Here is a 14,305-nt window from a genome sequence, read left to right as displayed (position 1 = left end):
CGGTATTGCTTGCCCTCCGGTGCGTGCGCTTGAGCGCAGCAACGGTTTTTCCCGGCTAATTGTTGAACACTTTCGTTTTTTTTCGTTATGGCGCCAATTTTGACCGGGTGGCGCGGAAAAGTAAAACCAATGGCATCATTGGTTGCGAAATGGCAGTAAGTTTTTGTAAAGATGAGACGGATTGCGCCCATTGCTTTAACATCACGGGTAGATTCTGCAAAAGATGAGTCGTAAAGGGTCCATTAACATGCTCCAAAAGGCAGATAATTTGGTCGAAGTGCGCGACATGAGCTTCTCGCGCGGCGACCGGCGGATATTTGAAGACATCAACCTGACGGTGCCTCGCGGTAAGATCACGGCGATCATGGGGCCGTCGGGCATCGGCAAAACCACGCTGCTGCGTCTGATCGGCGGTCAGCTGACGCCGGACCGCGGGGAGATTTGGTTTGACGGCGACAACATTCCCGCATTGTCCCGCCGTCAGTTGTACGACGCGCGCAAAAAGATGAGCATGCTGTTCCAGTCGGGCGCGCTGTTCACCGATTTGACCGTATTCGAAAACGTGGCCTACCCGTTGCGTGAGCACAGCAACCTGCCTGAGCCCCTGCTGCGCAGCACGGTGCTGATGAAGCTGGAAGCGGTCGGGCTGCGCGGTGCGGCGCAGCTGATGCCCAATGAACTCTCCGGCGGCATGGCGCGCCGGGCGGCGTTGGCGCGCGCGATCGCGCTGGACCCGGAAATGATCATGTTCGACGAACCCTTCGTTGGCCAGGATCCGATCACCATGGGGGTGCTGGTCAAGCTGATCGACGAGTTGAACCATGCGCTGGGCATTACCTGCATCGTGGTGTCGCACGACGTGCCGGAGGTGCTGAGCATCGCCGACTACGCCTATATCGTGGCCGATCACCGGGTGATTGCCGAAGGCACCACGCAGCAATTGCAGAACAATCCTGATGCGCGCGTGCGCCAGTTCCTGGATGGTATAGCGGATGGACCGGTGCCGTTCCGCTATCCGGCCGGGGATTATCAGACTGAACTGCTAGGCTTAGGGAGTAAATAAGCTCATGTTATTAAGAGCGTTAGCGTCTCTGGGGCGCAGTGGCATCAACACCAGCGCCAGCTTCGGCCGCGCCGGGTTGATGCTGTTCAACGCATTGATTGGCCGGCCGGAACCCGGCAAGCAGTGGCCGCTGTTGTTGAAACAGCTTTACAGCGTCGGCGTGCAGTCGCTGCTGATCATCATGGTTTCCGGGCTGTTTATCGGCATGGTGCTGGGCCTGCAGGGGTATATCGTGCTTACCACCTACAGCGCTGAAGCCAGCCTCGGCATGATGGTGGCGCTGTCGCTGCTGCGCGAGCTGGGGCCGGTGGTGACGGCGCTGCTGTTCGCCGGCCGCGCCGGTTCCGCGCTCACGGCGGAAATCGGCCTGATGAAGGCGACGGAACAGATCTCCAGCCTGGAAATGATGGCGGTCGATCCGCTGCGGCGCATCGTGGCGCCGCGTTTCTGGGCGGGGATGATCAGCATGCCGCTGCTGACCATCATCTTCGTGGCGATCGGCATTTGGGGCGGCTCGGTGGTCGGCGTGGATTGGAAAGGCATCGACAGCGGCTTCTTCTGGTCGGCGATGCAAGGCGCCGTAGAGTGGAAAAAAGATCTGCTCAACTGCCTGATCAAGAGCGTGGTGTTCGCCATTACCGTAACCTGGATTGCCATTTTCAACGGGTATGACGCCGTGCCTACCTCTGAAGGGATTAGCCGGGCGACGACGCGTACCGTGGTGCATTCGTCACTGGCGGTGTTGGGATTGGATTTCGTGCTGACCGCACTGATGTTTGGGAATTGATTCGATGCAAACGAAGAAGAGTGAAATCTGGGTTGGGGCATTCATGCTGATCGCGCTGTGCGCCATCGTGTTTATCTGCCTGCAGGTGGCGAACCTTAAATCGATCGGCAGCGAGCCGACCTACCGCGTTTACGCGACGTTCGACAATATCGGCGGCCTGAAACCGCGTTCGCCGGTGAAGATCGGCGGCGTGGTGATCGGCCGCGTGGCCGACATCGAACTCGATCCGAAAACCTACACGCCGCGCGTGGCGCTCGATATCCAGAAAAAGTACGACGAAATCCCGGATACCAGTTCGCTGGCGATCCGCACCTCCGGCCTGCTGGGCGAGCAATATCTGGCGCTTAACGTGGGCTTCGAAGATCCTGATATGGGCACCACCATTCTGAAAGACGGCGGCACCATTCAGGACACTAAATCAGCCATGGTTCTGGAAGATCTGATCGGCCAGTTCCTGTATAAAAGCGGCGGTCAGGACAGCGCCAAACCGGGAGACGCGGCCGCTGAGCCCGCTGCCGGCGCTGCACCGCAACCCGCTGTTCCAAATCATTAAGAGAGGATACCTGCATGTTTAAACGTTTACTGATGGTGGCTCTGCTGGTGGTTGCGCCGCTGGCGAGCGCAGCCGACCAAACCAATCCTTACAGCATGATGCAAGACGCGGCGCAGAAGACCTTCAGCCGTTTGAAGAACGAACAGCCGAAGATCAAGCAGGACCCGAACTACCTGCGTTCCATCGTGCATCAGGAACTGATGCCGTTCGTGCAGGTGAAATACGCCGGCGCGCTGGTGCTGGGCCGTTACTACAAAGATGCGACGCCTGCGCAGCGCGAAGCTTACTTCACCGCTTTCCAGGCTTACCTGGAGCAGGCTTACGGCCAGGCGCTGGCGATGTACCACGGCCAGACTTACCAGATCGCGCCTGAACAGCCGCTGGGCAATGCCGACATCGTGGCCATTCGCGTCACCATCATCGACAACGGCGGCCGCCCGCCGGTGCGCCTGGATTTCCAATGGCGCAAGAACAGCAAAACCGGCTACTGGCAGGCGTATGACATGATCGCCGAAGGCGTCAGCATGATCACCACCAAGCAAAACGAGTGGGCGTCTACGCTGCGTACTCAGGGCATCGACGGCCTGACCAAACAGCTGCAGGCCGCTGCCGCGCAGCCCATCTCGCTGGACAAGAAAAACTGATGTCGGCAGCGCTCAGCTTCGAATCAGAGCAGCAGACGCTGATCCTGCGCGGTGAACTGGACCGTGAAACGCTGCTGCCGTTGTGGCGGCAGCGCGACGCGCTGATGGCGGATAAAACCGCGATCGACGTGGCGCAACTGCAGCGCGTGGACTCCTCCGGGCTGGCGCTGTTGCTGCATCTGCAGGAAGAGCAGCGCCAACGTGGCGTCGCGCTAAAAATTTTCGGCGTCACCGAGCGTCTGAAAACGCTGATCGCGCTCTATAACCTGCAGGCGATAATGCCTGTCGATACCGCCGGTTAGCGGCGTTTTACACCGCCTTTGCGTGGTTAAACGATACAAAGCCCCTGTTATGCAGGGGCTTTTTCTTTAGTTTAAGAAAACATCGTATTCCACTAAGATACTAGGCTGTTTATGATCCTTTAGCGGCAGAACTGGATACTATGGAAACCAACGAGATTAAAGACGTGCTGATGCAGGCATTGGCACTGGATGAAGCGCACGTGACGGGCGACGGCAGCCATTTTCAAGCGATCGTGGTCGGCGAACTGTTCGCCGGCATGAGCCGCGTCAAAAAACAGCAGACGGTTTACGCACCGCTGATGGAATACATTGCGGACAACCGCATTCATGCCTTGTCTATCAAGGCGTACACCCCTGAAGAGTGGCAGCGAGACCGCAAACTCAACGGATTTTAAGGCTGTTTGCCCTGCCGGGCGGGCAGCTTCAGATTAGATAACAGAGAGTAGTCAGATGGATAAATTTCGTGTGCAGGGTCGGACCCGCCTGAGCGGTGAAGTGTCTATTTCCGGGGCCAAAAACGCCGCCCTGCCGATCCTGTTCGCCGCCCTGTTGGCGGAAGAGCCGGTCGAGCTGCAGAATGTCCCCAAGCTGAAGGACATCGACACCACCATTAAACTGCTCAGCCAGTTGGGCACCAAGATTGAGCGCAACGGTTCGGTCTTCGTGGACGCCAGCGGCGTGAACGAGTTTTGCGCGCCTTACGATCTGGTGAAAACCATGCGCGCTTCCATCTGGGCGCTGGGGCCGCTGGTGGCACGTTTCGGCCGCGGCCAGGTTTCCCTGCCGGGCGGCTGCGCGATCGGCGCGCGTCCGGTCGATCTGCACATCACCGGCCTGGAGCAGTTGGGGGCCGAGATCAAGCTGGAAGAAGGTTACGTCAAGGCGTCCGTCGATGGCCGTCTGAAAGGCGCGCACATCGTGATGGACAAGGTGAGCGTGGGCGCGACCGTGACCATCATGAGCGCCGCGACCCTGGCGACCGGCACGACCGTTATCGAGAACGCCGCGCGTGAGCCGGAAATTGTCGATACCGCCAACTTCCTCAATACGCTGGGCGCGAAGATCAGCGGCGCAGGCAGCGACAAGATCACCATCGAGGGCGTCGAGCGTCTGGGCGGCGGCGTGTATCGCGTGCTGCCTGACCGTATCGAGACCGGTACCTTCCTGATCGCCGCCGCGGTTTCCGGCGGCAAAGTGATGTGCCGCAACACCCGTCCGGATACGCTGGATGCGGTGCTGGCCAAACTGCGTGAAGCCGGTGCCGATATCGAAGTGGGCGAAGACTGGATCAGCCTGGACATGCACGGCAAGCGCCCGAAAGCGGTCACCGTGCGCACCGCGCCGCACCCGGGCTTCCCGACCGACATGCAGGCCCAGTTCAGCCTGTTGAACCTGGTGGCGGAAGGCACCGGCGTTATCACCGAGACCATCTTCGAAAACCGCTTCATGCACGTGCCGGAATTGATCCGCATGGGGGCGCACGCGGAAATCGAGAGCAACACCGTGATCTGTCATGGCGTTGAACAGCTGTCCGGCGCTCAGGTGATGGCGACCGATCTGCGCGCTTCCGCCAGCCTGGTGATCGCCGGCTGCATCGCCGACGGCGTGACCGTCGTCGATCGCATCTACCATATTGATCGCGGCTATGAGCGTATTGAAGACAAGCTGCGCGCGCTGGGTGCGAACATCGAGCGTGTGAAAGGCGAGTAAGGCATTAGCGCCGGCGCGGCTGCGTCGGCAGGATGAAAATCAAAGGGCCGGCTATCAATGCCGGCCCTTTTTTAATTGCTGTCTTCCGGGAATTCACCCACCGTCATTTTCAACGTAATGCGTTTGCCGTCGCGCAGCACGATAACCGGTATCTCGGTGCCTGGCCTGATCTCCGCTACCTGGTCCATGGTTTCCAGCACGGATACCGCCGGTTTGTTATCCACGTTGATGATGATGTCGTTGATCTGGAAACCGGCGCTGCCCGCCGGGCCGTTCGGGGTAATTTCGGTCACGATGATGCCCTGCAGGCGATCGATGCCGGAATTCGAGGAGCGCAGCGGAATGATCTCTTTGCCCTGAATGCCGAAATAGCCACGGATCACACGGCCGTCGCGGATCAGCTTGTCCATGATTTTGGTGGCCAGTTCGATCGGAATGGCGAAGCCGAGGCCCTCCGGCGTTTCGCCGTCGGTAATTTTGTCATAGGTCAGGGTGTTGATGCCGATCAGCTCGCCCAGCGAGTTGACCAGCGCGCCGCCGGAGTTGCCGCGGTTGATGGAGGCGTCGGTCTGCAGGAACGTCTGTCGGCCGGTGGTGCTCATACTGATGCGGCCGGTGGCGCTGAGGATGCCCTGTGTGACGGTCTGCCCCAGGTTATAGGGGTTGCCGATCGCCAGCACCACGTCGCCGACGTGGGCAACGCGATTTTTATTGGTCGGGATCACCGGCAAATTGCCGGGATCGATCTTCAGCACCGCCAAATCGGTCAGGCCGTCCGAGCCGACCAACAGCGCTTCGTAGCGGCGGCCATCCTGCAACACCACGGTGATCTGCTGAGCGTCTTTGATCACGTGGCGGTTGGTGATGATATAGCCGCGTTCATTCATGATCACGCCGGAACCGAGCGACAGCACGTTGGCGGCGCCGTTCAGGTTGCGGTTGTAAATGTTCACCACGGCGGGCGCGGCGCGGCGCACCGCTTTGTTGTAGCTCACTGGCGTTTCGTCGCTGGTGCTCTCAGGTTTGTCTGCAAACAGGCCGTTGGAAGAACGCAGCATGGGCAGTGCGGCCAACAGCAGGCCGGCAACGATGAGACCGATAACGACAGAACGCAAGAGCTTAGCAAACATGGAGTTTTCGTGGTGTGGTGAACGATGTTCGGAGGATAGCATGAGTTAACCGGGCGCAGTATGTCACCGAGCCCGGTTTTTGCACAAATTAACGCAGCAGCAGATAAATGGTTTCGTTGCCGCGCACGATATTGAGCGCCATCACCGGTGGCTTGGCCTCCAACACTTTACGCAGCGTGGTGATGTTGTCCACGCGCTGACGGTTGACGCCGATGATCACGTCGCCTTTCTGCAGGCCGATCTGCGCCGCCGTTGACCCTTTATCCACGTTCTCCACCTTCACGCCCTTGTCGCCGCTCGGCAACGCGCCATTGCTGAGGGAAACACCCTGCAGCGCCGGCGACAGCGTTTCGGCGTTGGTCGAGGCGCTCTCGCTATTGTCCAGCGTGACCGAGACTTCCTGCGGTTTGCCGTCGCGCAGCAGGCCCACTTTGAGGGTTTTGCCCGGCGCGGTGGTGCCCACCTTGGCGCGTAGCTCGGCGAAGCTGCTTACCGGTTTACCGTCGACGGAAACCAGAATGTCCCCGGCCTTGATGCCGGCCTTGGCGGCGGCGGATTTCGGCAACACTTCGCTGACGAAGGCGCCGCGCTGCGCGTCGGTGTTGAAGGCTTTGGCCATATCCGGGGTCATTTCGCTGCCCTTGATGCCCAGCAGGCCGCGTTTCACTTCGCCGAATTCAATCAGCTGTTGGCTCAGGTTCTGCGCCATATTGCTCGGAATGGCGAAGCCGATGCCGACGTTGCCGCCGCTCGGCGCCAAAATGGCGGTATTGATGCCGATCAGCTCGCCGTTCAGGTTAACCAGCGCGCCGCCGGAGTTGCCGCGGTTGATGGAGGCGTCGGTCTGAATGAAGTTTTCCAGCCCTTCCAGATTCAGGCCGGAGCGGCCCAGCGCCGAGATAATGCCGGAAGTGGCGGTTTGGCCCAGGCCAAACGGGTTGCCGACCGCGACGGCAAAGTCGCCGACGCGCAGCTGATCGGAGTCGGCCATCTTGATGGCGGTCAGGTTTTTGGTGTCGCTGAGCTGCAGCAGGGCGATGTCGGATTGCTCATCGCGGCCGACCAGCTTGGCGTCCAGCTCGCGACCGTCGTTCAACTGCACGCGGATTTTATCGGCGTTGTTGATGACGTGGTTGTTGGTCAGCACATAGCCTTTGGCGGCGTCGATGATAACGCCGGAACCCAGCCCTTCAAACGGACGGGAGCTTTGCTGCTGGCCGGGGAAGTTAGGGCCGAAGAAGCGCCTGAACTCTTCCGGCAGTTGTTGACGCTGCACCTGAGTGCCGGCGACATGCACGCTCACTACGGCGGGCAAGACTTTTTCCAGCATCGGCGCCAGGCTCGGCAGAGGCTGCCCCTGAACGGCGACGGGCAGGGCCGCGTTGGCCACCGGTACGGAGCTGAGCGTCAGGCCGAGGCTCATTGCCAATGCACTAAGAATTAACGACTTTTTCTTCATTGATTATAACTCTCTCAATACCTGCCGATGAAAATTTGATGATAAGGCAATCACCTTGTCATAGTGAAGGGTAAGACCGTGAATTTGCGTGCAAAGTTCAGTAAAGGTAATGCGAGGGAAGGTCAAGACGGTAAACGGAGGAAGCCCGCGGGTGGCCCCGCGGGCGAAGGGGGTCAGTCGCGGCGCGCGCTTTGCCCGCGCAGCAGGCCGGAGGCGCCTTCCGAATAGTCGCGCGGCATTTCCACCGGCGCTTGATCGTTGTCTGCTTCCGCTTCGGTCAGGCGATAGCGGAACGGATTTTCCTGCATCGGCAGATCCGGCAGCAGGTTGTTCGAGCTTTTCGCCATGTGCTGATACAGCTGACGATAATCGCGCGCCATGTTGTCCAGCAGCTCGGCGCTGCGGGCAAAGTGGCCGACCAGCTCCTGACGGTACTCTTCCAGCTCGGTTTTGCTCTTGTCCAGCTCGTTCTGCAGGACTTGTTGTTGACGTAATTTACGGTTGCCAAAACGCATCGCCACCGCACCAATCACGATACCGACGACCAAACCAATCAGCGCATACTCCCAGGTCATGATGACTCCTATTTTGACTTCGTTGTTCCGCAGGGATTTTTCACTTAATAATATCCACTATAACCGTTAACCTTGTCCGAGTGGAATCCTGATGCGCTTCCACCTAATTTTTACAGGGTTTTCAGCGGCGCCCGCAGCGGGCATTTGTGGCGATAACGGTGCGAATCGGCATCAACTTGCCGCCAACGTTGGCTAAATAATTTCTAAGCGTTCTTAGGGAACATCGAACAGATGCAGGCACTATCACCGTTATCTCGCTACCAGCAGGCGCTGGATGCGGGGGAATATCAGGCCGATGAGGTTCAACGCCGGGCCGTCACTCAACTGGATCGCATTTATCAGGCTCTGTTGCAAAAGCCGGCGGCGAGCGCGCCTGCCGGCGGGCTGCGCGGTAAGCTCAGCCGCTTGCTGGGCAAGGGCGGCGACACGGCGCCGCAGCGCCCGGTGCAGGGGCTGTATATGTGGGGCGGCGTCGGGCGCGGCAAAACCTGGTTGATGGATATGTTCTTCCACAGTTTGCCGGGCGATCGCAAAATGCGTCTGCACTTTCACCGCTTCATGCTGCGGGTGCATGAAGAACTGACCGAGTTGCAGGGGCGGGAAAACCCGCTGGAAATCGTCGCCGACGGCTTTAAGGCCGAGACCGACGTGCTGTGTTTCGACGAATTCTTCGTGTCCGACATCACCGACGCCATGCTGCTGGCCACGCTGCTGCAGGCGCTGTTCGCGCGCGGCATTACGCTGGTGGCCACGTCGAACATCCCGCCGGACGATCTGTACCGCAACGGTCTGCAGCGGGCGCGTTTCCTGCCGGCCATCGATCTGATCAACGAGTACTGCGACGTGATGAACGTCGACGCCGGCATCGACTATCGTCTGCGTACCCTGACCCAGGCGCACCTCTACCTGACGCCGCTGAGCGACCAGACGCGCGAGACGCTGGATCGGATGTTCGTCAAGCTGGCGGGCAAGGCGGGGGAGGACGCGCCGGTGCTGCAGATCAACCATCGGCCGCTGCAGGCTATCCGTTCGGTGGACGGCGTGCTGGCGGTGGATTTCCACACGCTGTGCGAAGAGGCGCGCAGCCAACTGGACTACATCGCACTGTCGCGGCTGTATCACAGCGTGATCCTGTATAATGTGCGGGTGATGGGGCCGCTGAAAGAGAATACCGCGCGCCGTTTCCTGGCGTTGGTGGACGAATTCTACGAGCGGCACATCAAGCTGGTGATCGGCGCCGAAGCGTCGATGTTCGAGATCTATCAGGGGGTGCAGCTGAAATTTGAATTCCAGCGCTGCCTGTCGCGCCTGCAGGAAATGCAGAGCGAAGAGTACCTCAAGCTGCCGCATTTGCCCTGAGTCTGCCGGGCTTGCCGCCGCCGTATCGCCGGTTGTCCGCCGCCGGCGATAAATTTATTTTCCATTCAAAAACCGTTCGATCTTTGTGAGCGACTTCTCTATAATCTTGCGACCCCACGTTACAACAAAGTTTTTTTTCCCAAAAACTTTATAGTGCCGGCAATGGCTATTCGAAGGGGTAGGTTTGCTGGACTTGTATGGTCGTGTGAGCCTCAACTGTTTTCGAGCGTTTGGGTGTTCACCAACGTGTAACTAATTATTGGGTAAGCTTTCTAATGAAAACTTTTACAGCTAAACCAGAAACCGTAAAACGCGACTGGTACGTTGTTGATGCAGATGGTAAAACTTTAGGCCGTCTCGCTACTGAACTGGCTCGTCGCCTGCGCGGCAAGCATAAAGCGGAATACACCCCGCACGTGGATACCGGTGATTACATCATCGTTCTGAACGCTGACAAAGTTGCTGTAACCGGCAACAAGCGTACAGACAAAGTGTACTACCACCACACCGGCCACATCGGTGGTATCAAGCAAGCGACCTTTGAAGAGATGATTGCCCGCCGTCCTGAGCGCGTGATTGAAATCGCGGTTAAAGGCATGCTGCCAAAGGGCCCGCTGGGTCGTGCTATGTTCCGTAAACTGAAAGTTTACGCGGGCACCGAGCACAATCACGCGGCACAGCAACCGCAAGTTCTGGACATTTAATCGGGATTAATGGCAATGGCTGAAAATCAATACTACGGCACTGGTCGCCGCAAAAGCTCCGCCGCTCGCGTCTTCATCAAGCCGGGCAACGGTAACATCGTTATCAACCAGCGCAGCCTGGAACAGTACTTCGGTCGCGAAACTGCCCGCATGGTAGTTCGTCAGCCGCTGGAACTGGTCGACATGGTTGGCAAACTGGATCTGTACATCACCGTTAAAGGTGGTGGTATCTCCGGTCAAGCTGGCGCCATCCGTCACGGTATCACCCGTGCACTGATGGAGTACGATGAGACTCTGCGTTCTGAACTGCGTAAAGCTGGCTTCGTCACCCGTGACGCTCGTCAGGTTGAACGTAAGAAAGTCGGTCTGCGTAAAGCACGTCGTCGTCCGCAGTTCTCCAAGCGTTAATTTCCGCTGCTTCGGCAGTGCGATTTACGCAAAAAACCCGGTGCTTCACCGGGTTTTTTTATGCCTGAAATCCGCTGTCCCCGACTAAAATCTGTGGCATATCAGACAATTCAACATGAATTCGCCGCAGCGCCCCCACAAAACAAGCAAAATCTGGTAAACTATCACCCACTTTTGCGCCTGTTCGCCGTGCAGTTGACCTCCTGGGCCGGTTTTTTATGGGTTCGGGTCGCGCTGCGTGCTGCCGGCCTGCGGCAAGATTATTCAGGATAGCAGCCTGTCAGTTGGCTATTCGCAGTATTTTCTAGATAACTTGGAGGTTTTCATGGCTGTCGCTGCCAACAAACGTTCGGTAATGACGCTGTTCTCTGGCCCGACCGACATTTTTAGCCATCAAGTACGCATCGTACTGGCGGAGAAAGGTGTCAGCGTCGAGATCGAGCAGGTCGAAATGGATAACCTGCCGCAAGATCTGATTGACCTCAACCCTTACCAGACGGTGCCTACGCTGGTCGATCGCGAACTGACCCTGTATGAATCCCGCATCATCATGGAATACCTGGATGAGCGCTTCCCGCACCCGCCGCTGATGCCGGTTTACCCGGTTGCCCGTGGTGAGAGCCGTCTGATGATGCTGCGCATCGAGAAGAACTGGTACTCGCTGATGGACAAGATCGAGAAGAGCAGCGGTCAGGAAGCAGAATCCGCCCGCCGCCAACTGCGTGAAGAGCTGCTGGCGATCGCGCCTATTTTCGGGCAGGCGCCGTATTTCATGAGCGAAGAGTTCAGCCTGGTGGATTGCTACCTGGCACCGCTGTTGTGGCGTCTGCCGCAGCTGGGCATCGAGTTGAGCGGCGCTGGCTCCAAAGAGCTGAAAGGCTACATGACCCGCGTCTTCGAACGCGACGCTTTCCTGGCTTCCCTGACCGAAGCCGAGCGTGAAATGCGCCTGCAAACCCGGGGCTAAGCGCGATGGACATGTCTCAGATGACGCCGCGTCGCCCGTATCTGCTGCGGGCGTTCTATGACTGGCTGCTGGATAACCAGCTGACGCCGCACCTGGTGGTCGACGTGACTCGCCCTGATGTTCAGGTGCCGATGGAGTTCGCGCGCGATGGCCAGATCGTGTTGAATATCGCGCCGCGCGCGGTAGGCAACCTGGCGTTGGGCAACGAAGACGTGCAGTTCAACGCGCGCTTCGGCGGCGTGCCGCGCCAGGTTTCGGTGCCGATGGCCGCCGTGCTGGCGATTTATGCGCGTGAGAACGGCGCTGGCACGATGTTTGAACCGGAAGCCGCCTACGACGAAAGCGAAGGCGTGTTCGAAGGTTTGGACAATGAGACGATCCCTTCGGAAACGTTGATGTCGGTGATCGACGGCGATCGCCCGGATACCGCAGAAGATGACGGCCCGGACGACGAACCGCCGCAGCCGCCGCGCGGTGGCCGCCCGGCGCTGCGCGTGGTGAAATAAGCCCGCGTGAACAAACGAAAAAGCACCCCGTGGGGTGCTTTTTTTTGCCCGGAGGAAGCGGATCAGCCTTTCAAGGCGGCAATGCAGGCATCGCGCGGCGCGCTGAGATCGCCTACGCGCACGGTGGACAGCGCGCGGGCCGCGCGCTCACGGAAGCTGGTGATGGCGGTGTCGCCTTGCACTTCCGGTGGCGCGGTGCAGATGTCATTGAGCGGCAGATCGTTGCCTTTGTTGAGCGCCTGCAATACCGCCGCCGGGTTGTAGATCAGGGCGGCGGAGAGGGCAGATTTGATGCCGGCGGTAAATCCGGCATTGCCGCCGCCGGCCAGCTTGGGCGCCAGAGCAATCCAGTTGTCGTCCCCCAACCGGATACTGTTTTCCACGGCGCTGAACTGCCCGGCCTTGCCCAACTGCGCCACGACCGGCCGCGCGCCGCGCGCTTCGATATTGTAACCGACCTCCTGCGAATCCAGCGCCAGGGCTGAGGCGCTGAAACTGACGGCCAGCAGTGCGCCGGCCAACAGGGAAATGGAGCATTTCATGTTCGCTATCCTTATCTCGGTGTCAGGCGCAGCCGCGCCCTGCAATGGTGCTAACTCAATACTATAGCGCGTTGAGGCTGTGAGGAGGGGGGAGGTTGTTACAAAGCGTGGCCGGTTAAAACAAAGGCCCGGCAATGTGCCGGGCCTTTGGCGGTACGGAAGGTTTACACTTCCAGGTAGTTCATGATGCCGTCTGCCGCTTTGCGGCCTTCGGCGATCGCCGTCACCACCAGGTCGGAGCCACGGACCGCGTCGCCACCGGCGAAGATTTTCGGGTTGCTGGTCTGGAATGCGTTGTCGCTGCCTTCCGGCGCCACGATGCGGCCCTGTTTATCGAGCTGCACGTCGTGCGCCGCCAGCCAGTCCATGCGGTGTGGGCGGAAGCCGAACGCCATCACCACCGCGTCGGCGTCGATCACGTGCTCGGAACCCGGCACCTGCTCCGCCGCCTGGCGGCCGTTGGCATCCGGCGCACCCAGCTGAGTGCGCACCATTTTCACCCCGGCCACGCGGCCGGCGCTGTTCAGTTCGATGCTCAGCGGCTGCAGGTTGAACTGGAAGTCCACCCCTTCTTCCCGGGCGTTCTTCACTTCGCGCTTGGAGCCCGGCATGTTGGCCTCGTCGCGGCGGTAGGCGCAGGTGACCTGCGTCGCGCCCTGACGCACCGAGGTGCGCACGCAGTCCATGGCGGTATCGCCGCCGCCCAGCACCACCACCCGTTTGCCTTCCATGCTGACATAAGGCTCGTGCTGCTCGGTTTCATACCCCATCAGCTGCTTGGTGTTGGCGATCAGGAACGGCAGCGCGTCGTACACGCCCTGCGCTTCCTCATTCTCCAGCCCGCCACGCATCGATTGATAGGTGCCGACGCCGAGGAACACCGCATCGTACTCGCTCAGCAAAGTCTCCATGCTGACGTCTTTGCCCACTTCGGTATTCAGCTGGAACTCGATGCCCATCTCGCTGAAGATGCCGCGGCGTTTGACCATCACTTCCTTTTCCAGCTTGAAGGCCGGGATGCCGAAGGTCAGCAGACCGCCGATCTCAGGATGACGATCATACACCACCGCTTTGACGCCGTTGCGGGTCAGCACGTCAGCGCAGGCCAACCCGGCGGGGCCGGCACCGACGATCGCCACGCGCTTGCCGGTCGGCTGCACGTGCGACATGTCCGGCTTCCAGCCCATTTCGATGGCCTTATCGCTGATGTAACGCTCGATATTGCCGATGGTGACCGCGCCGAACTCGTCGTTCAGGGTGCAAGACCCTTCGCACAGGCGATCCTGCGGGCATACGCGGCCGCACACCTCCGGCAGGCTGTTGGTCTGATGCGCCAGGTCCGCCGCTTCCATGATGCGGCCTTCGTTGGCCAGCTTCAGCCAGTTCGGGATGTAGTTGTGCACCGGGCACTTCCACTCGCAATACGGGTTGCCGCAGGACAGACAGCGGTCCGCCTGGGCTTTGGCCTGGGTTTCCGAAAACGGTTCGTAGATCTCGACGAACTCGATTTTGCGGATCTTCAGCGGTTTCTTAGGCGGATCAACACGCTGCAGGTCGATAAATTGATAAACGTTCTGGCTCATTAATGACCTACCT

17 protein-coding genes are annotated in these 14,305 nt (G+C 59.4%); 12 read left to right on the top strand and 5 right to left on the bottom strand.

All coding sequences use genetic code 11. From position 1 onward, the window contains the following. Window positions 1-247 precede the first annotated feature (247 nt). From mlaF to murA, 7 genes are all read left to right on the top strand, one after another. Complete coding sequence (gene mlaF / locus CPH57_RS18100) at window positions 248-1,063, top strand: phospholipid ABC transporter ATP-binding protein MlaF (protein ID WP_033644494.1); 816 nt, start codon at window positions 248-250, stop codon at window positions 1,061-1,063. A gap of 4 nt (window positions 1,064-1,067) precedes the next feature. Beyond that, a complete protein-coding gene (gene mlaE / locus CPH57_RS18095) occupies window positions 1,068-1,850 on the top strand; it encodes a lipid asymmetry maintenance ABC transporter permease subunit MlaE (protein ID WP_033644495.1) in 783 nt (260 codons plus the stop codon). A gap of 4 nt (window positions 1,851-1,854) precedes the next feature. Then, window positions 1,855-2,403 (top strand): outer membrane lipid asymmetry maintenance protein MlaD, encoded by a 549-nt coding sequence (gene mlaD, locus CPH57_RS18090; protein ID WP_033644497.1) that lies wholly within the window; start codon window positions 1,855-1,857, stop codon window positions 2,401-2,403. A gap of 14 nt (window positions 2,404-2,417) precedes the next feature. Then, complete coding sequence (mlaC, locus tag CPH57_RS18085; protein WP_033644498.1) at window positions 2,418-3,047, top strand: phospholipid-binding protein MlaC; 630 nt, start codon at window positions 2,418-2,420, stop codon at window positions 3,045-3,047. Further along, entirely contained in the window at window positions 3,047-3,349 is a 303-nt protein-coding gene (mlaB, locus tag CPH57_RS18080; RefSeq protein ID WP_033644499.1) for a lipid asymmetry maintenance protein MlaB, read from the top strand. Before mlaC ends, mlaB begins: the two co-directional genes overlap by 1 nt. 140 nt (window positions 3,350-3,489) lie before the next feature. Then, complete coding sequence (gene ibaG, locus CPH57_RS18075; RefSeq protein ID WP_025304370.1) at window positions 3,490-3,744, top strand: BolA family iron metabolism protein IbaG; 255 nt, start codon at window positions 3,490-3,492, stop codon at window positions 3,742-3,744. A 55-nt stretch (window positions 3,745-3,799) separates the two neighbouring features. Then, window positions 3,800-5,059, top strand: coding sequence for a UDP-N-acetylglucosamine 1-carboxyvinyltransferase (murA, locus tag CPH57_RS18070; protein WP_019453131.1), 1,260 nt, complete (start codon window positions 3,800-3,802; stop codon window positions 5,057-5,059). A gap of 71 nt (window positions 5,060-5,130) precedes the next feature. Here the strand turns inward: murA and degS are convergent, their stop codons facing one another. The 3 genes from degS to zapG form a co-directional block, all read right to left on the bottom strand. Beyond that, complete coding sequence (gene degS, locus CPH57_RS18065) at window positions 5,131-6,189, bottom strand: outer membrane-stress sensor serine endopeptidase DegS (RefSeq protein WP_033644500.1); 1,059 nt, start codon at window positions 6,187-6,189, stop codon at window positions 5,131-5,133. 88 nt (window positions 6,190-6,277) lie between these two features. Beyond that, the gene (gene degQ / locus CPH57_RS18060; protein ID WP_025304368.1) at window positions 6,278-7,648 is read right to left on the bottom strand and encodes a serine endoprotease DegQ; all 1,371 of its coding nucleotides are present in this window, start codon (window positions 7,646-7,648) and stop codon (window positions 6,278-6,280) included. A 173-nt stretch (window positions 7,649-7,821) separates the two neighbouring features. Beyond that, window positions 7,822-8,223, bottom strand: a complete 402-nt coding sequence (gene zapG, locus CPH57_RS18055; RefSeq protein ID WP_004937074.1) for a Z-ring associated protein ZapG — start codon at window positions 8,221-8,223, stop codon at window positions 7,822-7,824. Window positions 8,224-8,454: 231 nt separating this feature from the next. Here zapG and zapE point away from each other — a divergent pair, with 231 nt between their 5' ends. The 5 genes from zapE to sspB all read left to right on the top strand — a co-directional run bounded on the left by zapE (window position 8,455) and on the right by sspB (window position 12,167). After that, entirely contained in the window at window positions 8,455-9,582 is a 1,128-nt protein-coding gene (gene zapE, locus CPH57_RS18050) for a cell division protein ZapE (RefSeq protein WP_033644501.1), read from the top strand. Window positions 9,583-9,857: 275 nt separating this feature from the next. Next, entirely contained in the window at window positions 9,858-10,286 is a 429-nt protein-coding gene (gene rplM, locus CPH57_RS18045; protein ID WP_004937079.1) for a 50S ribosomal protein L13, read from the top strand. Window positions 10,287-10,301: 15 nt separating this feature from the next. Next, on the top strand, window positions 10,302-10,694 hold the full coding sequence (rpsI, locus tag CPH57_RS18040) for a 30S ribosomal protein S9 (protein WP_004937080.1): 393 nt from the start codon (window positions 10,302-10,304) through the stop codon (window positions 10,692-10,694). A 325-nt stretch (window positions 10,695-11,019) separates the two neighbouring features. Continuing rightward, window positions 11,020-11,661 (top strand): stringent starvation protein SspA, encoded by a 642-nt coding sequence (sspA, locus tag CPH57_RS18035; protein WP_004937082.1) that lies wholly within the window; start codon window positions 11,020-11,022, stop codon window positions 11,659-11,661. A 5-nt stretch (window positions 11,662-11,666) separates the two neighbouring features. After that, window positions 11,667-12,167, top strand: coding sequence for a ClpXP protease specificity-enhancing factor (sspB, locus tag CPH57_RS18030; RefSeq protein ID WP_025304365.1), 501 nt, complete (start codon window positions 11,667-11,669; stop codon window positions 12,165-12,167). A gap of 62 nt (window positions 12,168-12,229) precedes the next feature. On the opposite strand, the gene CPH57_RS18025 is transcribed toward sspB, so the two are convergent. Both CPH57_RS18025 and CPH57_RS18020 read right to left on the bottom strand, forming a co-directional pair. Continuing rightward, window positions 12,230-12,709 (bottom strand): hypothetical protein, encoded by a 480-nt coding sequence (locus tag CPH57_RS18025; protein ID WP_033644504.1) that lies wholly within the window; start codon window positions 12,707-12,709, stop codon window positions 12,230-12,232. A gap of 164 nt (window positions 12,710-12,873) precedes the next feature. Beyond that, entirely contained in the window at window positions 12,874-14,292 is a 1,419-nt protein-coding gene (locus CPH57_RS18020) for a glutamate synthase small subunit (protein WP_096242621.1), read from the bottom strand. Window positions 14,293-14,305: the final 13 nt, after the last annotated feature.

The organism is Serratia sp. JKS000199, assembly GCF_900215455.1.
Taxonomy (GTDB): Bacteria; Pseudomonadota; Gammaproteobacteria; order Enterobacterales; family Enterobacteriaceae; genus Serratia; species Serratia ureilytica.
The sequence above is the reverse complement of the archived record's forward strand: the minus strand, read 5'-3'. Positions and strand labels throughout refer to the sequence as shown.

What these genes read in the sequence shown, in the direction of transcription:
- zapG (WP_004937074.1), bottom strand. Translation starts at nt 8,223, where the DNA reads ATGACCTGGGAGTATGCGCTGATTGGTTTGGTCGTCGGTATCGTGATT.
- sspB (WP_025304365.1), top strand. Translation starts at nt 11,667, where the DNA reads ATGGACATGTCTCAGATGACGCCGCGTCGCCCGTATCTGCTGCGGGCG.
- CPH57_RS18020 (WP_096242621.1), bottom strand. Translation starts at nt 14,292, where the DNA reads ATGAGCCAGAACGTTTATCAATTTATCGACCTGCAGCGTGTTGATCCG.
- mlaB (WP_033644499.1), top strand. Translation starts at nt 3,047, where the DNA reads ATGTCGGCAGCGCTCAGCTTCGAATCAGAGCAGCAGACGCTGATCCTG.
- degQ (WP_025304368.1), bottom strand. Translation starts at nt 7,648, where the DNA reads ATGAAGAAAAAGTCGTTAATTCTTAGTGCATTGGCAATGAGCCTCGGC.
- CPH57_RS18025 (WP_033644504.1), bottom strand. Translation starts at nt 12,709, where the DNA reads ATGAAATGCTCCATTTCCCTGTTGGCCGGCGCACTGCTGGCCGTCAGT.
- mlaF (WP_033644494.1), top strand. Translation starts at nt 248, where the DNA reads ATGCTCCAAAAGGCAGATAATTTGGTCGAAGTGCGCGACATGAGCTTC.
- ibaG (WP_025304370.1), top strand. Translation starts at nt 3,490, where the DNA reads ATGGAAACCAACGAGATTAAAGACGTGCTGATGCAGGCATTGGCACTG.
- murA (WP_019453131.1), top strand. Translation starts at nt 3,800, where the DNA reads ATGGATAAATTTCGTGTGCAGGGTCGGACCCGCCTGAGCGGTGAAGTG.
- degS (WP_033644500.1), bottom strand. Translation starts at nt 6,189, where the DNA reads ATGTTTGCTAAGCTCTTGCGTTCTGTCGTTATCGGTCTCATCGTTGCC.
- mlaE (WP_033644495.1), top strand. Translation starts at nt 1,068, where the DNA reads ATGTTATTAAGAGCGTTAGCGTCTCTGGGGCGCAGTGGCATCAACACC.
- mlaC (WP_033644498.1), top strand. Translation starts at nt 2,418, where the DNA reads ATGTTTAAACGTTTACTGATGGTGGCTCTGCTGGTGGTTGCGCCGCTG.
- sspA (WP_004937082.1), top strand. Translation starts at nt 11,020, where the DNA reads ATGGCTGTCGCTGCCAACAAACGTTCGGTAATGACGCTGTTCTCTGGC.
- mlaD (WP_033644497.1), top strand. Translation starts at nt 1,855, where the DNA reads ATGCAAACGAAGAAGAGTGAAATCTGGGTTGGGGCATTCATGCTGATC.
- rplM (WP_004937079.1), top strand. Translation starts at nt 9,858, where the DNA reads ATGAAAACTTTTACAGCTAAACCAGAAACCGTAAAACGCGACTGGTAC.
- rpsI (WP_004937080.1), top strand. Translation starts at nt 10,302, where the DNA reads ATGGCTGAAAATCAATACTACGGCACTGGTCGCCGCAAAAGCTCCGCC.
- zapE (WP_033644501.1), top strand. Translation starts at nt 8,455, where the DNA reads ATGCAGGCACTATCACCGTTATCTCGCTACCAGCAGGCGCTGGATGCG.